The 22,149-nt window shown below is 41.2% G+C and carries 16 protein-coding genes; 8 read left to right on the top strand and 8 right to left on the bottom strand.

Going from position 1 to position 22,149, the window contains the following annotated elements; genetic code table 11:
- Positions 1-227: 227 nt before the first annotated feature.
- From atpC to BGP15_RS07085, 4 genes are all read right to left on the bottom strand, one after another.
- A complete protein-coding gene (gene atpC / locus BGP15_RS07100) occupies positions 228-476 on the bottom strand; it encodes an ATP synthase F1 subunit epsilon (protein ID WP_145327530.1) in 249 nt (82 codons plus the stop codon).
- A 21-nt stretch (positions 477-497) separates the two neighbouring features.
- Entirely contained in the window at positions 498-2,000 is a 1,503-nt protein-coding gene (gene atpD / locus BGP15_RS07095) for a F0F1 ATP synthase subunit beta (RefSeq protein WP_070570146.1), read from the bottom strand.
- Between the two features lie 368 nt (positions 2,001-2,368).
- Positions 2,369-3,019, bottom strand: a complete 651-nt coding sequence (locus BGP15_RS07090; RefSeq protein WP_070570144.1) for a hypothetical protein — start codon at positions 3,017-3,019, stop codon at positions 2,369-2,371.
- Between the two features lie 145 nt (positions 3,020-3,164).
- A complete protein-coding gene (locus BGP15_RS07085; protein ID WP_070570142.1) occupies positions 3,165-3,869 on the bottom strand; it encodes an NUDIX hydrolase in 705 nt (234 codons plus the stop codon).
- Between the two features lie 329 nt (positions 3,870-4,198).
- Here BGP15_RS07085 and BGP15_RS07080 point away from each other — a divergent pair, with 329 nt between their 5' ends.
- The 8 genes from BGP15_RS07080 to BGP15_RS07045 all read left to right on the top strand — a co-directional run bounded on the left by BGP15_RS07080 (position 4,199) and on the right by BGP15_RS07045 (position 15,828).
- A complete protein-coding gene (locus BGP15_RS07080) occupies positions 4,199-5,887 on the top strand; it encodes a ribulokinase (protein WP_115049386.1) in 1,689 nt (562 codons plus the stop codon).
- A gap of 17 nt (positions 5,888-5,904) precedes the next feature.
- Positions 5,905-6,597: an L-ribulose-5-phosphate 4-epimerase gene (locus BGP15_RS07075; RefSeq protein WP_286769087.1), complete on the top strand. Its 693-nt coding sequence runs from the start codon at positions 5,905-5,907 to the stop codon at positions 6,595-6,597.
- A gap of 39 nt (positions 6,598-6,636) precedes the next feature.
- Positions 6,637-8,139 (top strand): L-arabinose isomerase, encoded by a 1,503-nt coding sequence (araA, locus tag BGP15_RS07070; protein WP_286769086.1) that lies wholly within the window; start codon positions 6,637-6,639, stop codon positions 8,137-8,139.
- A 69-nt stretch (positions 8,140-8,208) separates the two neighbouring features.
- Positions 8,209-9,909 carry a sodium:solute symporter family transporter gene (locus BGP15_RS07065; protein WP_112374965.1) on the top strand — a complete coding sequence of 567 codons (1,701 nt, stop codon included), beginning with the start codon at positions 8,209-8,211 and terminating at the stop codon, positions 9,907-9,909.
- Positions 9,910-10,003: 94 nt separating this feature from the next.
- The gene (locus BGP15_RS07060) at positions 10,004-11,152 is read left to right on the top strand and encodes an aldose epimerase family protein (RefSeq protein ID WP_112374964.1); all 1,149 of its coding nucleotides are present in this window, start codon (positions 10,004-10,006) and stop codon (positions 11,150-11,152) included.
- A gap of 10 nt (positions 11,153-11,162) precedes the next feature.
- Entirely contained in the window at positions 11,163-12,707 is a 1,545-nt protein-coding gene (locus tag BGP15_RS07055; RefSeq protein ID WP_286769085.1) for an alpha-N-arabinofuranosidase, read from the top strand.
- Positions 12,708-12,812: 105 nt separating this feature from the next.
- On the top strand, positions 12,813-14,774 hold the full coding sequence (locus BGP15_RS07050; RefSeq protein ID WP_286769084.1) for an alpha-L-arabinofuranosidase family protein: 1,962 nt from the start codon (positions 12,813-12,815) through the stop codon (positions 14,772-14,774).
- 1 nt (position 14,775) lies between these two features.
- Positions 14,776-15,828, top strand: a complete 1,053-nt coding sequence (locus BGP15_RS07045) for a glycoside hydrolase family 43 protein (RefSeq protein WP_286769083.1) — start codon at positions 14,776-14,778, stop codon at positions 15,826-15,828.
- 55 nt (positions 15,829-15,883) lie between these two features.
- On the opposite strand, the gene BGP15_RS07040 is transcribed toward BGP15_RS07045, so the two are convergent.
- From BGP15_RS07040 to BGP15_RS07025, 4 genes are all read right to left on the bottom strand, one after another.
- Positions 15,884-17,797, bottom strand: coding sequence for a DUF294 nucleotidyltransferase-like domain-containing protein (locus tag BGP15_RS07040; RefSeq protein WP_286769082.1), 1,914 nt, complete (start codon positions 17,795-17,797; stop codon positions 15,884-15,886).
- 10 nt (positions 17,798-17,807) lie between these two features.
- Positions 17,808-18,428 (bottom strand): 3'-5' exonuclease, encoded by a 621-nt coding sequence (locus BGP15_RS07035; protein ID WP_172462409.1) that lies wholly within the window; start codon positions 18,426-18,428, stop codon positions 17,808-17,810.
- Positions 18,429-18,607: 179 nt separating this feature from the next.
- Positions 18,608-19,180 carry a DUF4136 domain-containing protein gene (locus BGP15_RS07030; RefSeq protein ID WP_046672038.1) on the bottom strand — a complete coding sequence of 191 codons (573 nt, stop codon included), beginning with the start codon at positions 19,178-19,180 and terminating at the stop codon, positions 18,608-18,610.
- A 284-nt stretch (positions 19,181-19,464) separates the two neighbouring features.
- Positions 19,465-21,108, bottom strand: a complete 1,644-nt coding sequence (locus BGP15_RS07025; protein WP_286769081.1) for an NAD+ synthase — start codon at positions 21,106-21,108, stop codon at positions 19,465-19,467.
- Positions 21,109-22,149: the final 1,041 nt, after the last annotated feature.

Below are 22,149 nucleotides of genomic sequence, written 5' to 3'. Positions count from 1 at the left end.
TAAGTGTGTTTTTATGAAATTTTATTTTTTAATAATGCCTTTTATTCGGTTTTATATTTTGTTAGTCGCATACCATATTTAAAATTGGTCTACACTGTTGAAAAATTATTTTTTGTTACAATGGTTGATTTTCTTCCTAAAATGAAGAAAATGTCAAAAAAACTTTAAAAAAAAAGCTTCCGATATTTCTATCGGAAGCTTTTTAGATTTTATAAAATCGATTTGATTTAATCTCCGATAATTCCTTCAGCAAGCACGGTAATGACATTGTTTTTTGCTTCCACAACACCACCTTTAATGAACACTTCCTGTTCACCTTTACCTTGTTGAATAATTACTTTTCCATCTTCCAAAGTAGAAACAATGGCAGCGTGATCTTTTAAAATTTGAAAAGAACCCGCAGAGCCCGGTACAGTAACTGAAGTTACTTCGCCTTCGAATGCTAATTTGTCTGGAGTGATAATTGTTAACTTCATTATTCTTAGATATAATCTAGATTAAACTGCTTCTGCTAATAATTTTTTACCTTTTTCGATAGCATCATCAATGTTACCGACTAAGTTGAAGGCAGCTTCAGGGTACTCATCTACTTCACCGTCAATGATCATATTGAAACCTTTGATGGTATCTTTGATGTCTACCAATACACCTTTTAAACCTGTAAATTGTTCTGCAACGTGGAAAGGTTGAGATAAGAAACGTTGTACACGACGTGCGCGGTGTACTGTTAATTTATCTTCTTCCGATAATTCGTCCATACCTAAAATGGCGATGATATCTTGTAATTCTTTATAACGTTGAAGAATTTCTTTTACACGTTGTGCAGTATTATAGTGTTCGTTACCTAAAACGGCAGGAGAAAGGATACGTGATGTAGAATCCAAAGGATCCACAGCAGGGTAGATACCTAACTCAGCAATTTTACGAGACAATACTGTCGTTGCATCCAAGTGAGCGAAAGTTGTCGCTGGAGCAGGGTCAGTTAAGTCATCGGCAGGTACATATACGGCTTGAACCGAAGTGATTGAACCGTTTTTAGTTGAAGTGATGCGCTCTTGCATTAAACCCATCTCAGTTGCCAATGTTGGTTGGTAACCTACGGCTGAAGGCATACGACCCAATAGGGCAGATACTTCAGAACCTGCTTGTGTAAAACGGAAGATGTTATCAATGAAGAATAATACGTCACGGCCTTGACCTTCGCCATCTCCGTCACGGAAGTATTCCGCTACTGTCAAACCTGATAAAGCAACACGTGCACGTGCCCCAGGAGGCTCGTTCATTTGACCGAATACGAAAGTACATTTTGAATCTTTCATCAGTTCGTGGTCAACAGTTTCCAAAGGCCATTCGCCTTTTTCCATGCCTTCCATAAAGTGCTCACCATATTTGATGATACCAGACTCCAACATCTCGCGCAATAAGTCATTACCCTCACGTGTACGTTCACCTACACCGGCGAATACAGAAAGACCACCGTGACCTTTTGCGATATTGTTGATTAATTCTTGGATTAATACAGTTTTACCTACACCGGCACCACCGAATAAACCAATTTTACCACCTTTAGCATATGGCTCTAAAAGGTCAATAACTTTGATACCAGTAAAAAGTACTTCGGATTCAGTTGACAAATCTTCGAATTTAGGAGGTACGTTGTGGATAGGACGACCATTCTCTTTATTCAAATTTTGGATCCCGTCTATGGCATCACCAACTACATTGAATACACGACCTTTGATTTCTTCACCAACAGGCATTTTGATAGGAGCACCAGTATCGACAACTTCCATTCCGCGAACTAAACCTTCAGTTGCGTCCATGGCAATTGTACGTACACGATCCTGACCTAAGTGTTGTTGAACTTCTAATACAACACGTTGTCCATTTTCTTTTTGAATGTACAATGCATCGTAAATTTTAGGTAGATTTTCACTGTCGGCGAAGTTGACGTCAACAACTGGGCCGATAATCTGCGCTATTTTACCAATCTTGGGCATATTATAGGGACTAAATATTTATTAATCAATTTTATATAAGAGACATAAAAGGCCTCTTTTTTGGTCAGCAAAAATAAGGTTATTCGTTTTTAAAAACAAATAGAATTTGCAATTAAATTACAATTTTATTAATGTAGGTCAAAATGTTATCTATTGTAATTCTGTATGTTTCGATTTCTATACCCGCAAATATAGTTTTTCTATTTTATTCGGCTAGGTATTTTTGAAGTTTACTGCATTACTTCGTTGAATCTTTTGTTTGTTTTGAGGAATGGTACCTGATGAAATAAAATCGACCTGTAACGGAGTACCTCAAGGAGTCGTTACAGGTCGATCAAAATAAATATGCTATTTTATGAGAAGCAGGACTATATTTTTTTATTTAGTTCGTCCTGCAACTGGCGCTTGAGCAGCTGTTCCTTTTCCATGGATTTTTTACGGAACGTAGCGAATTCTTCTTGCGATTGCTCCGCTGTCTTTTGGAATTCCACCGTGTCTACTTTCGCTTTCCGATAAGAAAATAAAAAGATAAATGCTGCTACGGCCAATACCGCAATGATCGTCCAAACAACTGTATTGTAAAAAGTTTTAGAGGTATTGATGCCCAAGAAAGAAAAACTTTCTGTTTTTTCCTTCTCCTGCGCCAGCTGATCTTTTAAAACCTGAATAGAATCTTGCAAAGTTTTGGTATTGGATGTATAGTTGCTTGAAGATGATTTTAAAGAGCTGATTTCCTTGTGGAGTTTTGCTACGGTATCTATGACATTTCGTTTCACAATATCCAGATTGGTTTTTCGCACCATCTTGAAATCATAGTTGTTTTTCGAAATATAATTCAGGTGGTCAAATTGATTTGCCAAACTTCCTTTTTTTAATCCATCCGGACTGTACTTGAAAGCATTATCCTGTTGTGCTGCTGTAGTGGCGGGAGCCGCAGTAGGAGTTTGTGCCTCCAGTAATGTATGTGATGAAATAAATAAAATTGTAAAGAATATAAATGCTAATCTCAATTTGCTCATGTTGTTTATTTTATAAAATGCGTTAATCCAGCCTATCCAAATTGCAAAACCAGGATATACCTGTGATAAATATAAGGAATTATTGAAAAAACGAAAATGTTAAGTGAAATATATTCCAATACATACCTGATTTTCCGTCACTTTATTATGATTCGATCGACCAACTTGGCAAATACCGTAAAAAGGACATGATCTTTTCCTTATAGATCGCCGTGTTTAGTTTGAAATAGTAGGCTCCTTTTTTTGAATTTTCCTTATCCTTTTCCTCCAGTTTGATGATGAGGTCTGAGGAAAGCAGTTTTCGGCTGAAATTCCGCTTGTCCAACTCAATATTGTAAACACCCTCATAAAGTGCTGCAATTTGGGGAATCGTGAATTTCTCGGGCAGCAGTTCAAATAATATCGGATACAAAGCCGCTTTCATGCGTAGACGGTGTTGTGCCGAAGCGATCATTTGATCATGATCGAAGATCAGTGTTGGGTGCTCCCGCAATGGAAACCATTGGGCTTCGTAATCGTCGCTTAGGATATGTTTATATTGCTGTGTGTCAATCAATGCAAAATAACAGATACTGACAACCCGGTCGCTAGGTTCCCGATTAGGTTCGCCGAATACACTACATTGCTCCATGTATACATTTTCAAGTCCTGTTAGCTGTTTGAGTACTCGGCTCGCGGCCTCTTCCGGACTTTCGTCGGATTGAACGAAACCACCCATCAGACTCCATTTATTTCTTTCTGGTTCGAAATCACGTTTAATTAAAAGTACTTCAAGGGATTCGCCGTTAAATCCAAATATGATGCAGTCTACTGCCAAAAGGATCCCTGAATCTTTTTTATAATATTCCATCGTCTATCGTTTTATCTTTTTATCTGACACCACCCCATTTATTCCACGAGCAAAACTATGTAAAAAAGTAAATAGCTAAAAATAAGTATAATAATTGTCTGATACATCCCTTTAAAAGGCATTTATACCCCTATATCAGGAATTCGGGTTAACCATAATTTGCTGCTATGAAGTTAGCTCTATTTTTTAAATATGAAAATTTTCTTTCATATTTAAAAAAATAAATGTTTATTTGACACTAATTATTTTCCATGGCTAACTTCGAAAGGGGGATAGTGGAAAGTAAGGCATTAGAGACAATTATAAGTTATAAACCAAATTCAGCAAAAATGAATAAATCGTATGTCATTGGGGTGGACTATGGAAGTGATTCGGTCCGTTCAGTATTGGTTGATGCTAACAATGGCGAGGAGATAGCTTCTTCTGTATTTTACTACCCGCGATGGAAAAGAGGGGCGTATTGTGATGCTGCTTTAAGTCAGTTTAGGCAGCACCCGTTGGATTATATCGAAGGCTTGGAAGCGACAATTAAAGATTGCTTGCTCAAATCGGGAGTCGACAATATTGGCAAAGCTGTAAAAGCAATTTCCGTGGATACAACAGGATCTACTCCAGTTGCTGTCAACGCAGCCGGCGTTCCATTGGCGCTGTTGGACGAGTTTAAAGACAACCCCAATGCCATGTTTGTCTTATGGAAAGATCATACAGCCGTTAGAGAGGCCAAAGAAATTAACCTGCACAATCAAAATAGTTCGGTGGATTATCTGAAGTATGTAGGCGGTGTATACTCTTCGGAATGGTTCTGGGCCAAATTACTCCATGTATTTCGGGCTGATGAAAAGGTCCGTGCCGCCACCTATAGCTGGGTGGAGCATTGTGATTATATTCCTTTTCTATTGACTGGAGGAACACAGGTATCTGCTATGAAGCGTGGGGTTTGTTCAGCGGGTCATAAATCACTTTGGGCTGAAGAATTTGACGGCCTACCTCCAAATTCTTTCTTTTCGACACTTGACCCATTGTTGGATGGTTTGGTTGATCGCCTGTTTTCAGAAACATACACTGCTGATCAATCTGCAGGTCAGCTTTCGGAAGAATGGGCGCAACGATTAGGTCTTACAACATCAGTTGTTGTTGGTGTAGGTGCATTTGACTGCCACATGGGTGCAGTTGGAGGACAAATTGAGCCCTACTATCTGAGTAAGGTGATGGGGACATCAACCTGTGATATGTTAGTTGCTCCAAAAGAAGAGGTACAGCATACGTTGGTCAGGGGAATCTGTGGTCAGGTAGACGGTTCCATTATACCGGGAATGATAGGTATGGAAGCTGGTCAGTCGGCATTTGGAGATGCTTACGCCTGGCTGAAACAGGTGTTGCTATGGCCAACGAAAAACTTGATACAAGATGTTGAAGAGATCGATGAACGAACGCGCGAACAATTGATCGCTGCGTTGGAAGAGAAACTATTGGTCAGTCTAAGTGAGCAGGCTGCGTTACTTCCCGTAACAGAAACATCTGAATTAGCTTTAGATTGGCTCAATGGCCGCCGAACTCCGGATGCGGATCAATCCTTGAAAGGGGCGATCACAGGCTTACATCTCGGAACAGATGCGCCGCGGATCTTCAGAGCGATTGTCGAAGCGACCTGTTTCGGTGCAAAGGCTATTGTTGACCGTTTCGTGGAGCAGGGTATTCCTGTAAAAGGCTTGATCGGTTTAGGCGGAGTTGCAAAAAAATCACCTTTTATTATGCAAATGATGGCCAATGTGATGAATATGCCTATTCGTATTCATAAAAGTGAACAGACTTGTGCCATTGGCGCAGCCATGTTTGCCGCAACAGCAGCTGGTTTATATAACCGGGTCGAGGATGCCATGAAGGCAATGGGGCAAGGTTTTGAACGAACTTATATCCCTGAGGAAAAATGGGTGTCCATTTATGCCGAGCGTTATGAACATTACAAAGCGCTGGGAGCTTTTGTCGAAGGAAAGGAATCGCTCGCCATTACTGTTTAACCATTCAAATTTTAATCATGTATAATTCAATTAAAGAAGAAGCCTACCATTGCAATATGCAATTGCCCCAGCTTGGATTGGTGCTTTTTACATTTGGAAATGTGAGTGTTGTTGACCGTCACCATGAAGTTTTTGCCATTAAACCCAGTGGGGTCCCTTATGAGGAGCTTACACCGGAACATATGGTGATTGTAGATTTTGATGGTCATGTGGTTGAGGGTAATCTTCGGCCATCATCAGATACGAAAACCCATGCCCTATTGTATAAACAGTGGAAAGAGATTGGCGGTATAACACATACACACTCCACCTATGCGACAGCATGGGCACAGGCACAGCGGGATATTCCCATTTTTGGAACAACACATGCCGATCATTTGACCGTCGATATTCCTTGTGCCCCACCAATGCACGATGAGATGATCGCCGGAAACTACGAACATGAAACGGGGTTTCAAATTATCAATCACTTTGTCGAAAATAAGCTGGACTATAAAGAAGTGGAAATGATTCTGGTTGGCAACCACGCGCCGTTTGCTTGGGGTAAAACCGGAATAAAGTCTGTCTATAACAGTGCGGTGTTGGAACAGGTGGCGAAAATGGCTTGGTTGACAGAACAGATCAACCCGAATGCACCTCGATTAAAGCCTGCATTGATCAAAAAGCATTACGAACGGAAGCATGGAAACAATGCCTATTATGGTCAATAATGCTGAATAATAAAAAATAGAGCAAAAACTACAATTAACATGAATATCAATTTAAAAGAACTTGAGGTCTGGTTTATCGTTGGAAGCCAAGATCTATATGGAGAAGAAACCTTAAAACAAGTAGCCGTACATGCGGAAGAAATTGCAGCCTATTTAAATGTACAGCCTGTGATTCCGGTAACGGTAAAATATAAACCGATCGTAAAAAATACAGACGAGATTTATGCAACATTGGCAGCCGCCAACAGTGAAAAAAATTGTATTGGGGTCATTACCTGGATGCATACCTTTTCACCGGCAAAGATGTGGATCCGAGGATTAAAAGCGTTGCAAAAGCCATTGTTGCATCTGCATACGCAGTACAACCAGGATATCCCGTGGCATAGTATCGATATGGATTTTATGAACCTTAACCAAAGTGCACATGGGGATCGTGAATTTGGACATATCGTTAGCCGCTTAAAAATAGCGCGTAAAGTCGTCACTGGCCATTGGCAAGATGCGGAAGTATTGGAACGGATTAATGTTTGGGCGCGTGCAGCCGCAGGCTGGCATGACTGGCAAGGAGCCAAATTTGCACGCTTTGGTGACAATATGCGTTATGTGGCTGTTACAGATGGCGATAAAGTAGAGGCAGAGTCGCAATTTGGTTTCGCTGTAAACACCTATGCCATTGGTGATCTAGTGGAGGTGATTAATGCGAGTACTGAAGCGGAAATCGCGGCATTATTAGTAGAGTACGAAGCAACTTATGAGCTAGCCGAAAATGTGAAAGCTGGCGGTGAATATCGTGCTAACCTCATCGAAGCTGCTAAGATAGAAATTGGCCTACGGAAGTTTTTGGAACAAGGAGACTTTAAAGGTTTTACGGATACTTTTGAGGATCTGCATGGCATGGTACAACTTCCGGGCCTGGCGGTACAGCGTTTAATGGCTGAGGGTTATGGTTTTGCCGGTGAAGGGGATTGGAAGACGCCGGCTTTGGTGCGTGCTTGCAAAGTAATGGGAGCAGGATTACCGGGTACGACGGCATTTATGGAAGACTACACCTATCATTTTGATCCGCAGAATCCCATGGTACTTGGCTCACACATGTTGGAAGTGGACCCCGCATTGGCAATTGGAAAACCACGAATAGAAGTGCATCCACTAGGCATTGGCGGCAAGGCAGATCCTGCTCGCTTGGTTTTCAATGGCCAAAGTGGTGATGCATTGAATGCTTCTTTGGTCGATATGGGAACGCGTTTCCGTTTGATCGTGAACAAAGTACAAGGTGTTGCTGTAGAAGAAGAACTCCCTAAGCTTCCTGTCGCACGGGTGTTATGGAAACCGCTGCCCGATATGAAAACAGGTTGCAGTGCCTGGATTGTGGCTGGGGGTGCGCACCATACTGCCTACAGTTTGAGCTTAACACCCGAATACCTGGAAGATTTTGCACGTATGGCGGGTTTAGAATATGTATTGATCGACGAGGACACTACGGTAGCAAGACTCGAAGACCAATTGAAATGGAATGAACTCTATTATTTACTGGGTAAATAATAACCTAAGCCATTTATACCTGTTCTTCGCGGTATAAATGGCTTATTGATAATAACCAATTTGGGAAATATGGAAAAATTTGCAACGGTAGATTACATCATCTTCGTAATTTACTTCTTTATTGTAGCCGGCTATGGCTATTGGATTTATCGTAAAAAGACGAATAGTTTAAGCAGCAGCAAGGACTACTTTCTGGCGGAAGGATCACTGACCTGGTGGGCCATAGGCTCTTCATTGATCGCATCGAATATTTCTGCTGAACAGTTTATTGGCATGAGCGGCAATGGATTTGAGGTTGGTATTGCTGTAGCTGCTTACGAGCTCATTGCTGCGGTAGCGTTAATTATTGTTGCGGTTTGGTTTATTCCGGTCTATCTGAAAAACAAGATTTTCACGATGCCTCAGTTTTTGAACAACCGATACAATGAAACGACGAGTCTCATCATGGCAATCTTCTGGTTGTTTTTGTATGTTTTTGTCAATCTGACATCTATCCTGTATCTCGGGGCAATTGCCATTTCGAGTATGGCCGGAGGTGGCGACAGCTTCCACACCATTACAGTTGCTTTAGCCGTATTTGCCGTCATCATTACGCTGGGGGGAATGCGTGTTATTGGTTTTACAGATGTTATTCAGGTTGTTGTATTAATTATTGGCGGTATAGCGACGACGTATGTGGCATTGACCTTGGTCAGTGAACATTTTGGTTTGGGACAAGACGCCTTGGCTGGATTCAATAAATTGATGGAAGATTCGCCGGAGCATTTTAACCTATTTGTCGATAAACCAGGGCCAGGAGCTAGTCAGGAAGATATCAATAAGTATCTGATGCTGCCTGGAATAGGAATGTACCTTGCCGGAATCTGGATTGTCAACCTAAATTACTGGGGTTGTAATCAATACATCACACAACGCGCTTTGGGAGCCGATCTAAAGACTGCACGCACAGGGATTCTTTTTGCGGGATTTCTAAAATTGTTTATGCCAATTATCGTTATGCTTCCAGGGATAGCCGCTTATGTGCTATACAAAAATGGTGCGTTACAACACGAAATGGCTCCTGGAGGAGTGTTTCATGCCGATAATGCATATTCAGCGATATTGGGCTATCTGCCCAATGGAATGAAAGGGCTTGCGCTGGCGGCGCTTACAGCGGCTATTGTGGCCGGATTGGCCGGAAAGGCCAATAGTATCGCAACGATTTTTACATTGGATATCTTTAAAAAATACATCAATAAAGATGCGAGCGAAGCAAAAATGGTGTGGGTTGGAAAGATAACCATCGTGATCTCTATTCTACTTTCTGTTTTGTTTACCTGGAATGATGCGCTGGGCATCGGTGGTGCCGGCGGATTTACTTTTATCCAAAAATATACAGGCTTCATCAGCCCCGGTGTTTTTGCGATGTTTTTGCTAGGGATGTTTTGGAAAAGGACGACAGGTGCAGCCGCCATTACAGGCCTTGTTACGGGATTTGCGTTGTCTATATTTTTCAATGAGTTTGCAACAAAGGTTTTCGGACCAGAGACATGGATCTATACGGCATATCTCAACAAAGCGGGCGTTTATGAAATACCATTCCAGATATGTATGGGACTCGCATTTGTATTTACAATGATTGCTATGATTGCTGTGAGCTTATTTGGACCAAAGGTTAATCCAAAAGCTTTTGTATTGGATCGGTCGATGTTTAAAGTAGAACCATCCGTATTGGCATTAATTGTTGTGACTTTATTGTTGGTGACCGCTATCTACGTGCGTTTTTGGTAGAATGTTGCCATTTGAATAATTAAAAAATTATGAACCATTCCTAATGAAAATTAGGAAGCCTCCATCAGACCGATGGGGTAAAACTTAATTACAGATGAATAAGAAAATTATTATTGGTTTGTTGACTTGTGCTTCATTGGCCTATGGCTGCCAATCTTCATCAACTCAAAATAAGCAAGCAGCAACGATGGCTGATTCTACTTCCAGCCCTGCTTTCGACAGTCAGATTGATGGTAAAGAAGTTAAACTGTTCCAGCTCAAGAACGACAAACTCGCCATTACGTTGACAAATTATGGTGCACGTCTGGTGAGTTTAAAAGTCCCGGATAAGAACGGTAAAGCGACTGATGTGATTTTGGGCTATGATTCGGCCAAAGAATACAAGGATAACTATAATAATTTTTACGGCGCCATTGTAGGGCGTTATGGTAACCGGATCGGGAAAGCATCATTTAAACTGAATGGTGAGGTGTATACGTTGGAAAAGAATGATGGCGAGAACTCACTTCATGGCGGTACCAATGGCGTTTACAATAAGGTGTGGGATGTCGTTAGTAGCACTAATACATCAATCACATTAGCCTATACCTCACCTGATAAAGAAGCGGGGTATCCAGGAACGGTCAAGATGGAGGTTACCTACACCCTGGAGGACAATGGTGCTTTGGCCATAGCCTATCAGGCGACAACAGATAAAGAGACGGTCTTAAATCTGACCAACCATGCGTATTTTAACCTCAATGGAGCCGGAGATTCTTCTATTTTGGATCATGAACTTCAGATTGATGCAAAGGCAATTACCGAAGTTGATAATACCTTGATCCCAACAGGAAAGAGCTTGCCTGTCGCGGGCACCGCATTCGATTTTACCAAACCGACACGCATTGGCGCTCGTATTGAAGATCAAAATGCTCAACTGAAGATTGGAAAGGGCTATGACCATAATTTTGAACTCAACAAGAAGGATGGTTTCCAGAAGGTCGCACAGGTGTATGCTACCAAGACAGGTATTGAAATGGACATCTACACAACCGAACCAGGCTTGCAGTTTTACAGCGGTAATTTTATGAAGGATTCGGATCCTAAAGGGAAAGAGGGAAAAGTGTATCCATTCCGTTCTGCCTTCTGCTTGGAGACACAACATTTTCCAGATGCACCAAATCACCCCAGTTTTGCGTCAACGGTGTTAAAACCTGGCGAAAAATATAGTTCAAAGACAACCTATCAATTTAGTGTGAAATAATAAAATCGATATGATGAAGCTAAGATTAAAATTAGGCGTTGTTTTTACGCTGGCCACTGGATTACTGTATGGACAGAGTAGTGTAAGATTGGAAACACCACAGCAGGAGCAGATTATAAGTCGACATATCTATGGACATTTTGCCGAACATTTGGGACGCTGTATTTATGATGGATTTTATGTCGGTGAGAAAAATGATTCGATTCCCCATGCTGACGGCGTCCGGAAAGATATCATCGAAGCTCTTAAGAAGTTGAATATTCCCAATTTGCGTTGGCCAGGAGGATGTTTTGCCGATACGTATCATTGGAAGGATGGCGTTGGTCCCAAAGCCCAGCGTCCTGCTATCGTAAACAATTGGTGGGGCGGCGTGACAGAGGATAACTCTTTTGGTACACACGATTTTCTCAATATGTGTGAATTGTTGGGTGCAGAGCCTTATCTGGCGGGAAATGTGGGGAGCGGTGAGGTGCAGGAACTTGCCGACTGGGTTCAATATGTGAATTTTAAAGGCGAGAGCCCCATGTCGGATTGGCGACGAAAAAATGGTCGGCAAGAGCCTTGGAAGGTGAAATTCTGGGGCGTAGGAAATGAAGCCTGGGGCTGTGGCGGAAATATGACTGCCGATTACTATACAGACATCTACCGCAAATACGCCACGTTTATGTCGGACTGGACCAATGGAAGCGGTTTGTATCGAATCGCCTCGGGAGCCAATAGTGCCGATTATAATTGGACGGAGACTTTGATGAAGAAAATTCCAAGTGGTTTGATGAAAGGCATGGGACTTCATCACTATGCCGTGATCAACTGGGACGACAAAGGCTCTGCAACGCAATATTCGGAGGAGGAGTATTTTAAAACCATGAAATCAGCTTGGCTTATGAATGAGCTCGTGGAAAAGAATATCGCCATCATGGACAAATATGATCCGAAAGGACTGGTGGATCTGATCGTAGACGAATGGGGCGGCTGGTATGCGGTAGAACCTGGTACGAATCCGGGCTTTCTCTACCAACAAAATACCATGCGTGATGCCATGATTGCAGGAATGACACTCAATATCTTTAACAATCATGCTCGCCGGGTGAAGATGGCCAATCTTGCCCAAGCCGTGAATGTATTGCAAGCTGTTATCCTGACAGAAGGAAAGAATATGATTTTGACGCCGACTTATCATGTGATGGAAATGTATAAGGTACATCAGGATGCCAAGTTAATTCCTATTTCCCTTCAATCAACGGATTTTGAATTTAACCAAGAAAAAATTCCGGCCGTGTCGGTTTCAGCCTCTCAAGATCAGCAAGGTCGTACACATATCTCCTTAGTAAATATTGATCCGAAAAAGAATAATAAGGTAAAGGTAGATTTGGGTTCGGTGAAAGCTGGAAAAGTAACAGGTCGAATTCTTACGGCGGACAACCTACGCGATTATAATTCCTTTAAGAAACCCGCAACAATTGCACCTGTTGTGTACAATAAGGCAAAGGCTGTAAATGGTACCATTGAAGTGGACATTCCTGCATTTTCAGTTATTGTATTGGAATTAATATAACAGCTAATTTTGATAGGGTTGTCATGTCGTGTTACCCTATTTGTGCTGTTAAAGCTGGTGTAAAACCTGAAATAATAAATTATTGTTGAAAAAATAAATATAGGGATGAAAAGAGTACTGTCAACACTGTTACTGTTAGCGAGCTTGGGCTCTTCAGCATTGGCGCAGTCACCGATAACATTAAATGTTGCGTTGGATAAACCTACAGGCAACATATCGCCGCATATGTGGGGCGTCTTTTTTGAAGATATCAATCTTGGTGCCGATGGGGGGATCTATGCAGAATTGGTAAAGAATAGATCATTTGAGTTTGATCAGCCTTGGATGGGCTGGAAAAAGCTCGAAAATGGTCCTGAGGGAAGCTACCTGCTACTAAACGATGGCAAACGTAAAGGGAACAAACGTTATTTAAGGATACATAATGCAGCTAACCTGAAATTAGGTCTACAAAATGAAGGCTTTAGAGGAATGGGAGTGAAAGCGGGTGCAGCATATGAGTTCTCAGTACAATACCAAAGTGCAGCTAAAGGAATGAAAATCCATGTTGAGCTGCTCGATCAACAGAATAAGGTTATTGGCGCAGCTGAACTTCCGCTTGAATCCGTCGGATCATGGTCTGAAGCTGCGGTCAAATTTCCTGCCAACCAAACGACAGATAAAGCCAAATTAAATGTGTGGTTTACAGGGACAGGTACGTTAGACGTCGATATGCTTTCGTTATTTCCAGTAGACACCTGGAAAGGTAGACCGAAGGGTTTACGTAAAGATATGGTTCAGATGCTTGCCGATATGAAACCTGGCTTTATCCGTTTTCCTGGCGGCTGTATTGTTGAAGGGAGAGATTTGGCCAATCGGTTTCAATGGAAAAAAACGGTTGGACCAATAACGGAAAGGGAATTGATTATCAACCGCTGGAATACCGAGTTTAGCCATCGTCTGACACCTGATTATTTTCAGACCTTCGGTTTAGGATTTTATGAATACTTTTTGCTGGCGGAAGATATTGGCGCATCTCCGGTGCCAATTCTCAATTGCGGTATGGCCTGCCAATTTAATACCGGTGAAGTGGTACCCTTAGATGAGTTAGATACATATGTTCAAGACGCTTTGGATCTGATTGAATTTGCTAACGGCACAACAGCTACAAAATGGGGAAAATTACGAGCGGATATGGGGCATCCTGAGCCTTTCCACCTCAGCATGTTGGGCGTTGGAAATGAAAATTGGGGCCCGCAATATATCGAGCGGTTAACCGTCTTCAAGAAAGCGTTAAACGAGAAACATCCGGAGATCAAAATTATCGCCAGTTCGGGTACCGATCCCGAAGGAGATCGTTTTGACTTCTTAGATGATAAACTGCGGGCGATGAATATCGATATCATTGATGAACATTATTACCGCCCACCATCCTGGTTTCTGTCGAGCGCCAATCGTTATGATAATTACCCTAGAAATGGGGTGAAAATCTTCGCAGGGGAATACGCTTCGCATACCACACGACCAAACGGTCCTGGCAAAAGTACCTGGGAGGCGGCCCTCTCGGAAGCCGCTTTCATGACGGGCCTGGAACGAAATGGCGACGTAGTGGAAATGGCATCTTACGCGCCATTATTCGGTCATGTCGATGGCTGGCAGTGGTCACCTGATTTAATTTGGGTGGATAACTTGCAGGTATATGGAACACCGAGCTACCAAGTGCAAAAATTATATGCGACCAATAAAGGGACAAGCATTGTTCCGATCAAACGGGACGGTGAATTCGTAGCGGGCAAAGATAGCCTATATGCTTCGGCAGTATTTGATGCCGTTGCGCAACAGCTTATCGTGAAAGTCGTCAATTACAATAGTAAGCCGATGAAAGTGAACCTTGCCATAAATTCGAAGAAAAAGCCTGCTGCGACAGCAGAGAAAATCACCTTGGCCAACGCCAACTTAAACCAGAGTAACAGTATCGAGGAACCATTGAATATCCGTCCAAAGCAAAATACAATAACTTATAAGGGGAAGACAATTGTTGAAACATTTGAACCTTACTCCTTGACCTTGATAAAATTGACTGTAAAATAAGATGAATATCCGCATACTCATTTTTACAACCCTGATGCTATTTGTGCATAACTTGTTTGCACAGGTGAAGGAATCGGATCTGGCTGCTTACCTCATGGTTTATTTTAAGGATGAAAGCCATGGTCTGTATGTTGCTGTCAGTCAGGATGGCTATTCTTTCACCGATATCAATCAAGGAAAACCGATCATTGCTGGCGATAGCATTGCACAGCAGAAAGGTATTCGCGATCCCTATATCATGCGTGGAAAAGATGGGTATTTTTATATGGTCATGACGGATCTACATATCTACGGACAAAAGCAAGGGTATAGAAATACGGAATGGGAGCGCGACGGAGTCGCATTTGGATGGGGTAACAACCGCGGTATTGTCTTAATGAAATCGGCTGATTTAATTCAGTGGACCCATACGGAGCTCTACTTGGAGAAAGCCTTTAAAGGCTGGGAAAATGTTGGCGCCTTTTGGGCTCCCGAACTCATCTATGATGATCGTACTGGTAAGATGATGATCTATTTTACGATGCGGTTTGGCAATGGACTGAATCAGCTCTACTATGCCTACTTAAATAAGGAGTTCACAGCATTTGAATCAGAACCACAGCTCTTGTTTCAATACCCCAAATCAAATAAAAATTACATCGATGGCGACATGACGAAAGTAGGTAATAAATACCATCTTTTTTATGTTGCCCATGATGGTGTTCCAGGCATTAAGCAAGCTGTTTCGGACCACCCGAATGGACCCTATCAGTATGATGATCGTTTCTATGACCCTGAGCCAGAAGCCTGTGAAGCTCCGAATGTGTGGAAAAGGATAGGGGAAGAAAAATGGGTGTTAATGTATGATATCTATGGGATATCACCACATAATTTTGGCTTCAGTGAAACCACAGATTTTAAAAATTTTGTTGATCTGGGGCACTTTAATGCAGGTAAAATGAAATCTACTAATTTCACTTCGCCCAAACATGGTGCTGTCATCCCAATAACAAAGCAAGAGTTGCAGCGATTAGCAAAGCATTGGCAGTTTGATTTGTCTTTGCCAAAAAAATAGAAGCGCGTTAGCGCTGATCTTCGTACCTTATTGCCTTTGTATGGCAATAAGGTACTTAACCAAATAAATTGCTAGTGAATTTCAGCTTAATACCGAGTTGAAAATTATGGATTGTTTTGAAGATCTCTTTAATTGTCGCCTTTTCGATATTGGTTAAGCTATCGATAGGTACGTAATTGTTGGGCGCCAGTTTAGCGATACGGATCTGGTTGGCCTGATTTTTTAAACGGATCGACATCAGGTAATAATAGGATTGATTTAATTCCTCGTACTGTTCTTGTGTGAAGATGCCCAATTCAAGGAGCTGTTTTAACCTACCACCGGTATTTTCTTCATAAATTCTGTTTTGCAGTGCGTAAACCCGGACTAAGTCAACAATGGGTGTCATCGCTTTCTTGATATTGAAGACTTCAGAAGAACCTATTGTTTGCGTTTTTATTGCCTTGAAAAATGTGAGCGGCGGTTCATATTGCAGCGCATTCTTTGCAATGAACGTAAAAAAACGCTCGTTGGGTTTTTGTAGCTCAATATTGAGAAATTCTTTGAGTTGATCAATAATGCCCTGGTCACCATATAATCGCCTACAGTCGAAGAAGGTCGAAAATTTAATCGCATTCTCGGGGATGCTCTCTTCAATCCATTTCTTGTAATTTTTCTTCCAATGCGACAGCGAATGTGTCCATTCGGGATTACTGGCCATATATCCACCGGTACAGTAGCTAAAACCGATGGTATTGAGATGATCCGACACGCGACTGGCAAAATTGAGGAAATACGCGCGTACGAGCTCCCGTTGTTCGTTTGCTTTATCTTCATAAATAATGGCGTTATCTTGGTCGGTCATTAGCGTTTGTTCTTTCCTTCCTTCGCTGCCCGTTACCATAAACACAAATTTGGCGGGTGGCTCGCCCATTTCCCCGATCACTTTTTCAATTACTTTAAGGGCAATACTGTCGGCAACGGTCGTGATGACTTGGTTCGCAATCTCGGCATTTACACCCCTACCGAGCAATTGGTGGATAATCTCGGGAACATTATTCCATTTTTCACGCAACTCATCCAGCGTTTCGGCGAGTTTAACCGATTGAATGAATACGAGCGGAGACTGCCCCTGTTCACTCAATAGCCGATTTCGACTAAGGAAACCGATATAATTGCCCGCCTTCTCGACAAGGAGATACCTCGATTTCGTGCGGAACATCATCAGTACCGCCTCGTAAAGATAGGCCTGATCGGAAATACTGACAATGGGGTTATCCATAACCTGAGCGATAAATTGTGTTGCCGGAATCTGCTGGGCCACGACATTGTCTCTTAAGGTAATATCGGTTGCATAGCCGAGAATCTGCTCCTCCTTTTTAATAAATATGCAGCTTACCTTGTGTTTCGCCATGGTCTGTGCAGCCTCAAAGATGGGGGTATCGGGTGTACAGGATACGATATCTTTATAGGTAATATGCTCAATTTTGCGCGAATAGAGTTGGTCTGCCGCAAAGTAGCTTTCCTCAAAGGAAGCTGGCGACTTCACAAAATGAGAAAACTCCTCATCTAACATTCTTTTTCCAAAGGAATTGGTGAAAAAATGGAAAAACTCTTCATTCGCATTACACAACTCAATAAAGTCTTTTCGGGGTAAACGATAAATAATTGTACCTTTTTTCGCAATAACAGACTTGAGTGCTTTTGTTCGGTTTAATAAGACTGATATTCCACCAAAACAATACGGCTTATGGTGTATTTCGACCAATCGTTTATTATCGGAAACATCCAGAAAGAACGTTTCATATTCACCTTCGAGGATTAAATCAACACCATCCATATCCGTAATGTTCTGCCGATAAACTAAGGTATCTTTGGAAAAACGATGTTCATTGAATCTGTCGACGATACTCAATTGTAGGGTTTCGGGCAGAATTTGAAATGGCTGAGTCGATTTCAGTAGGCGTGGTATAGCGTCGGGGTTTTTCATGGAAGTTACATTAACAGATGTTTTCGAATTCAGCTTGCTGATTTTGTATGTCCTGCTCGGATAATTCATCTTTTCGAATCATTTCAAAATAACATTTAGCGGTAATCTCGGCATCTTTTTCTGCATTATGCATTTCGGTCGCTGGACTCGAAAATAGCGTTTCATGTAGCGATGAAAGTGGAAGATGTACCATATTCGGATTCCGAACGTATTTTTTGCTATGCAACAAGGTGCAAAAATATGCTAAGTTATGAAATGGAATAGCCAAGTTGGATCGATAGAATTCGGCTGCTAATACCTGCAGGTCGAATGATAGAAAATGGCCGATTAACTGCGGCTTATATTTTTTGATGTCATGACTGAATTTCCGTAATACGTCTTTTTTCTTCTCACCATATTTCATTAGAAAAGGTGGTGTCAATCCATGAATCTGTTCGGATGCAGGGCTAATTGGTATTAACGGCTCGTAAATATATTTATTGGTTCGTTTAACTTCCTGTTGGTCTTCGTCATAGATGATCCAGGCCAATTGTAAAATATGGGGCCAATTGTCACTGTCCATATAACTCTTGTTCCATTTTTTCGGTAAACCAGATGTTTCCGTATCTAAGAATAGCAAATATTTTTTCAATGAATTGTCGGTAATTAATAATTAAAAATAGTCAAAATTTGCCGAGGAAAGATGGTAAATCAGCTTATATTTTTGCTGTGGGAGCGCAGGGAGGGCACTGATGCTATCTAATAATTTTAGTTACACTAAAAAGGCTGATTTATTTTGTAAACCAGCCTTTTTTAAAATGAGAATATCTCTTATTTCTTTATAGTTTTTACAGGAAATAGGTCAATAACACCTTTTGCAACCTTGCTGATGTTATTAATTGCCTTTTCAGGATTATCAACATCGCCAGAACCACGTGCCTGCCAGATTACTGCGTTTGTTTTGCGATCGATGGCTTCAATAATCAAATGACCATATCGATAGCGTTCTTTTGCAACGGGGTAATAGCCGCCGCCATAGTAGTAAGGTGAAAACCATGGACGGTACCAGCCCCAGGGACCACCCCAGCCGTAATAACCGCCGCCACCATAAATTAAACGGCTTTTATTGTTGACAATAGTAATATACCGAAATAGTAGATCAGGATTATCTTTAGAATATTGCAGGCCCTTTGCCTCCAGCGCAGTATTCGCGGCATCCAAGATATTGGCTTTGGCGATATCGTTGTCAAAATAAGACTTCGAAAGCGAGTCTACCGGAGGTAACCAAGCATAGGTCTTGAAAGGAGTAAAATCCATCTTTTCTACCCGAGTGGTATTGTATTGATAAGACGAACATGATGCGAGTGCAACGCAAAGCACCAAAAATAATAGAATCTTTTTCATCGTAGTAATTTATTTATCAACTGTGATGAATCTACCATGAGTATTTTGTCGCCGTATTGGACAACCACACTCATGATGGTTCATGGCCTATATGGAACTTATATTTATTTAACTAATTTGTTTTTATCCTTTATCCGCATACCTTTCAATTGTAAAAATAGTACAGTTGACGGTCTTTATGGCAATTGTTTTTTTACCGTCCGGGATGCTACCATCCTTTTAGGTTTTACAATCTATTACTTTAGACAAAAAACTATAAATATGGTTTAATCCGAATTGTAAAATTAATAAGGATATTTTGCCACCAACGGAATCTGTCTTCCTGGACCAAAAGCTTTTGGACTAACACGCAGTATAGGAGGAGCTTGAAAACGTTTGAATTCCGCATTATTAACCAATTTACATACCCTTTCTACTAACGATTTTTCAAAGCCCATTGCTACAACTTCAGATCCTGCTTTCTCATTTTCGATAAGCTCAAAAAGGATTTGATCCAATAAGTCGTATTCCGGTAAGGAGTCCGAATCTTTTTGATCTGGTCGAAGTTCCGCAGAAGGTGCCTTTTCAATGGTATTGACTGGAATGATCTCCCGTTCTCGATTGATATAGCGTGCTAAATCATAGGCTTTGGATTTGTAAACATCACCGATCACGGAGATGGAACCTGCCATATCACCATAGAGTGTGCCATATCCGACAGCAGCCTCACTTTTGTTGGATGTATTGAGTAAAATATTGCCGAATTTATTGGAAGCGGCCATCAGAATTACCGCACGCGCACGTGCTTGAATATTCTCTTCAGTCGTATCTGGCTGTAGCCCTTCAAAAAGAGGAGCTAAACTATGTTCGAAGGCATTGGCAATATCTTTTATCGGAACGATATAATGTTTACAGCCGGTATTGTTGACGAGATCCATCGCATCTTTTATCGAATGGTCGGAAGAGTAGACCGATGGCATCAGTATGGCTAACACATTATCGGCGCCCAAAGCCTCACAGGCCAAGGCGGCGACTAAGGCCGAATCGAGCCCCCCGGACAGACCTAAAACCGCCTTTTTGAAACCAGATTTTTGAAAATAATCACGAAGGCCAAGGATCAGTGCATCATGTATAAGAGCCATCTCAGCTATAGACTCCTTTGAAGAAGCCGTGGTGGACGTTATATTTTGTTGATGGTAGGTGACAAATTGAAGGTCTTCTTCAAAGCTTTTTAGTTCTGCAATTTTTGTTCCTTCATTATTCAGGGCGATTGAGCGTCCATCAAAGATAATATCCATGTGAGCGCCAATTTGATTGACATAAATGAGCGGTCTACCAGCCTTTGCTACCTGTTGGCTGAGGACCTTGATCCGTTCATCAAAATGGGTATAGGAAAAAGGGGAGGCCGCAATGTTGATGAGGAGGTCTGGATTTTCATTTCTCAATTCCGCCATGGGATCACCAACGTAAGAATTGCCCCCGTCGTCATCATCCCACAAATCTTCGCAAATGGTTAAGGCGATTTTTACGCCGTTCAACTCGATACAATCAAAACGTCTGCTGGGCTCAAAATAACGATATTCATCAAATACATCATAATCGGGCAAAAGGCCTTTTTTAACAATGTTTCGGACTGCCCCATGCTCAATAAATACAGCAGTATTATAAAGCTCTTTGCCCTCAGGATCACTGTTTTTGACTGGTGCCCCAATGATACAGGCGATATCCTGACAATGGGCTGCGATTTGATGAATAGCTTCATCGCATTGACGTTTAAAGGCCTTACTTCGCAAAAGATCCTTGGCAGGGTAACCACCAATTGCGAGTTCGGCAAAAATAATAAGATCGGCCGTTGCTTCTTTGGCCTGTTGGATCGCGTTAATTATTTTTTTAGTATTTGCTTCAAAATTACCGATATGGTAATTCAATTGTGCTAAAGCTATTTTCATATGCTATTAATCGTCTAACTAAATAGGATACCAATTGATGTTGGATCTTCTCACAAATTTATTTCTTTTTTTTGATACTCTGCCCGCCCTTATGCGAATAAAAGTGCTAAGATTTTATTGCCTCTTTCGGCTCGCAAGCGGAGTGCGTGCACAGTGAGTCCACGTTGGGTCCACCTTTTAAACTGCTGTCATTGTAGATGCACGCTTTTTACAAGTTGGGAGCAAATCGACGTTAGGAATAACTTTTTTATATGCTATTTACAAGGAGCAGTATGGGAAATTGCAAATGAGCACCGATTGGTTATATAGCTCTTTGGCTGAAGATTTTGTTATTGAAAGTCGAAAGGTTAGTAGACTCCCTTTTAAGACACAAGGAGTGCTAAATTGTTTTAACATAATTTTAACAACGTTAAATGCTGTTAAATTTCTTGACATGAAAGCAGATCTGTAGTACCTTTGATATATCAAAAGAAACGAAAGATATTAAAAATAATATATAAAGAACTTTTCATAATTTAGGTTAATAATTGGTTAGGTAAAGCTCGGAGTTCCCCACTTCGAGCTTTTATTTTTTCTAAAATCCTGTTTCGAGTGGTGTTTCAATTTCCTCCTTGGTTTAATTAATTTAAAGTGTTGTTTTCGGATCATACCATTACCGCACAGCAGCGATCCTTTTGTTACTTAAGTATAGCGCCTTTCTTTTTTCTCTTTCATTTTTTCTACAGAAAAATTAGAATTAGATAGTGACGAAATTAACTCTTTAGACAGTGCTTGTTCAGTGATAGTTCAGTGCTTGTTCAGTGAGCACTGAATTGCTAGTGACTGATCACTGTTTAAAAATTGATTAAAAATTATTATTAGGTATAAGTAGGTATCAAGATATATCAGTATTAATATCGATCTTACTTTTGAGTTTTTGGATAATTTTGGAAACACTAAAACTATCGTCCGATAAACAGATCAATCCTTATTTCTTAGTTTGAAGAGATTGTGGGAGCATATTTCCCTGTAGAGAGGGGTCGATATGAGGCAATGATGCTG

Origin of the sequence: Sphingobacterium sp. 40-24, assembly GCF_001899705.1 — a bacterium.
GTDB classification, from domain to species: Bacteria; Bacteroidota; Bacteroidia; order Sphingobacteriales; family Sphingobacteriaceae; genus Sphingobacterium; species Sphingobacterium multivorum.
The sequence above is the reverse complement of the archived record's forward strand: the minus strand, read 5'-3'. Positions and strand labels throughout refer to the sequence as shown.

Coding starts and splice junctions, on each gene's coding strand:
- atpC (WP_145327530.1), bottom strand. CDS start 476: ATGAAGTTAACAATTATCACTCCAGACAAATTAGCATTCGAAGGCGAA.
- atpD (WP_070570146.1), bottom strand. CDS start 2,000: ATGCCCAAGATTGGTAAAATAGCGCAGATTATCGGCCCAGTTGTTGAC.
- BGP15_RS07090 (WP_070570144.1), bottom strand. CDS start 3,019: ATGAGCAAATTGAGATTAGCATTTATATTCTTTACAATTTTATTTATT.
- BGP15_RS07085 (WP_070570142.1), bottom strand. CDS start 3,869: ATGGAATATTATAAAAAAGATTCAGGGATCCTTTTGGCAGTAGACTGC.
- BGP15_RS07080 (WP_115049386.1), top strand. CDS start 4,199: ATGAATAAATCGTATGTCATTGGGGTGGACTATGGAAGTGATTCGGTC.
- BGP15_RS07075 (WP_286769087.1), top strand. CDS start 5,905: ATGTATAATTCAATTAAAGAAGAAGCCTACCATTGCAATATGCAATTG.
- araA (WP_286769086.1), top strand. CDS start 6,637: ATGAATATCAATTTAAAAGAACTTGAGGTCTGGTTTATCGTTGGAAGC.
- BGP15_RS07065 (WP_112374965.1), top strand. CDS start 8,209: ATGGAAAAATTTGCAACGGTAGATTACATCATCTTCGTAATTTACTTC.
- BGP15_RS07060 (WP_112374964.1), top strand. CDS start 10,004: ATGAATAAGAAAATTATTATTGGTTTGTTGACTTGTGCTTCATTGGCC.
- BGP15_RS07055 (WP_286769085.1), top strand. CDS start 11,163: ATGATGAAGCTAAGATTAAAATTAGGCGTTGTTTTTACGCTGGCCACT.
- BGP15_RS07050 (WP_286769084.1), top strand. CDS start 12,813: ATGAAAAGAGTACTGTCAACACTGTTACTGTTAGCGAGCTTGGGCTCT.
- BGP15_RS07045 (WP_286769083.1), top strand. CDS start 14,776: ATGAATATCCGCATACTCATTTTTACAACCCTGATGCTATTTGTGCAT.
- BGP15_RS07040 (WP_286769082.1), bottom strand. CDS start 17,797: ATGAAAAACCCCGACGCTATACCACGCCTACTGAAATCGACTCAGCCA.
- BGP15_RS07030 (WP_046672038.1), bottom strand. CDS start 19,180: ATGAAAAAGATTCTATTATTTTTGGTGCTTTGCGTTGCACTCGCATCA.
- BGP15_RS07025 (WP_286769081.1), bottom strand. CDS start 21,108: ATGAAAATAGCTTTAGCACAATTGAATTACCATATCGGTAATTTTGAA.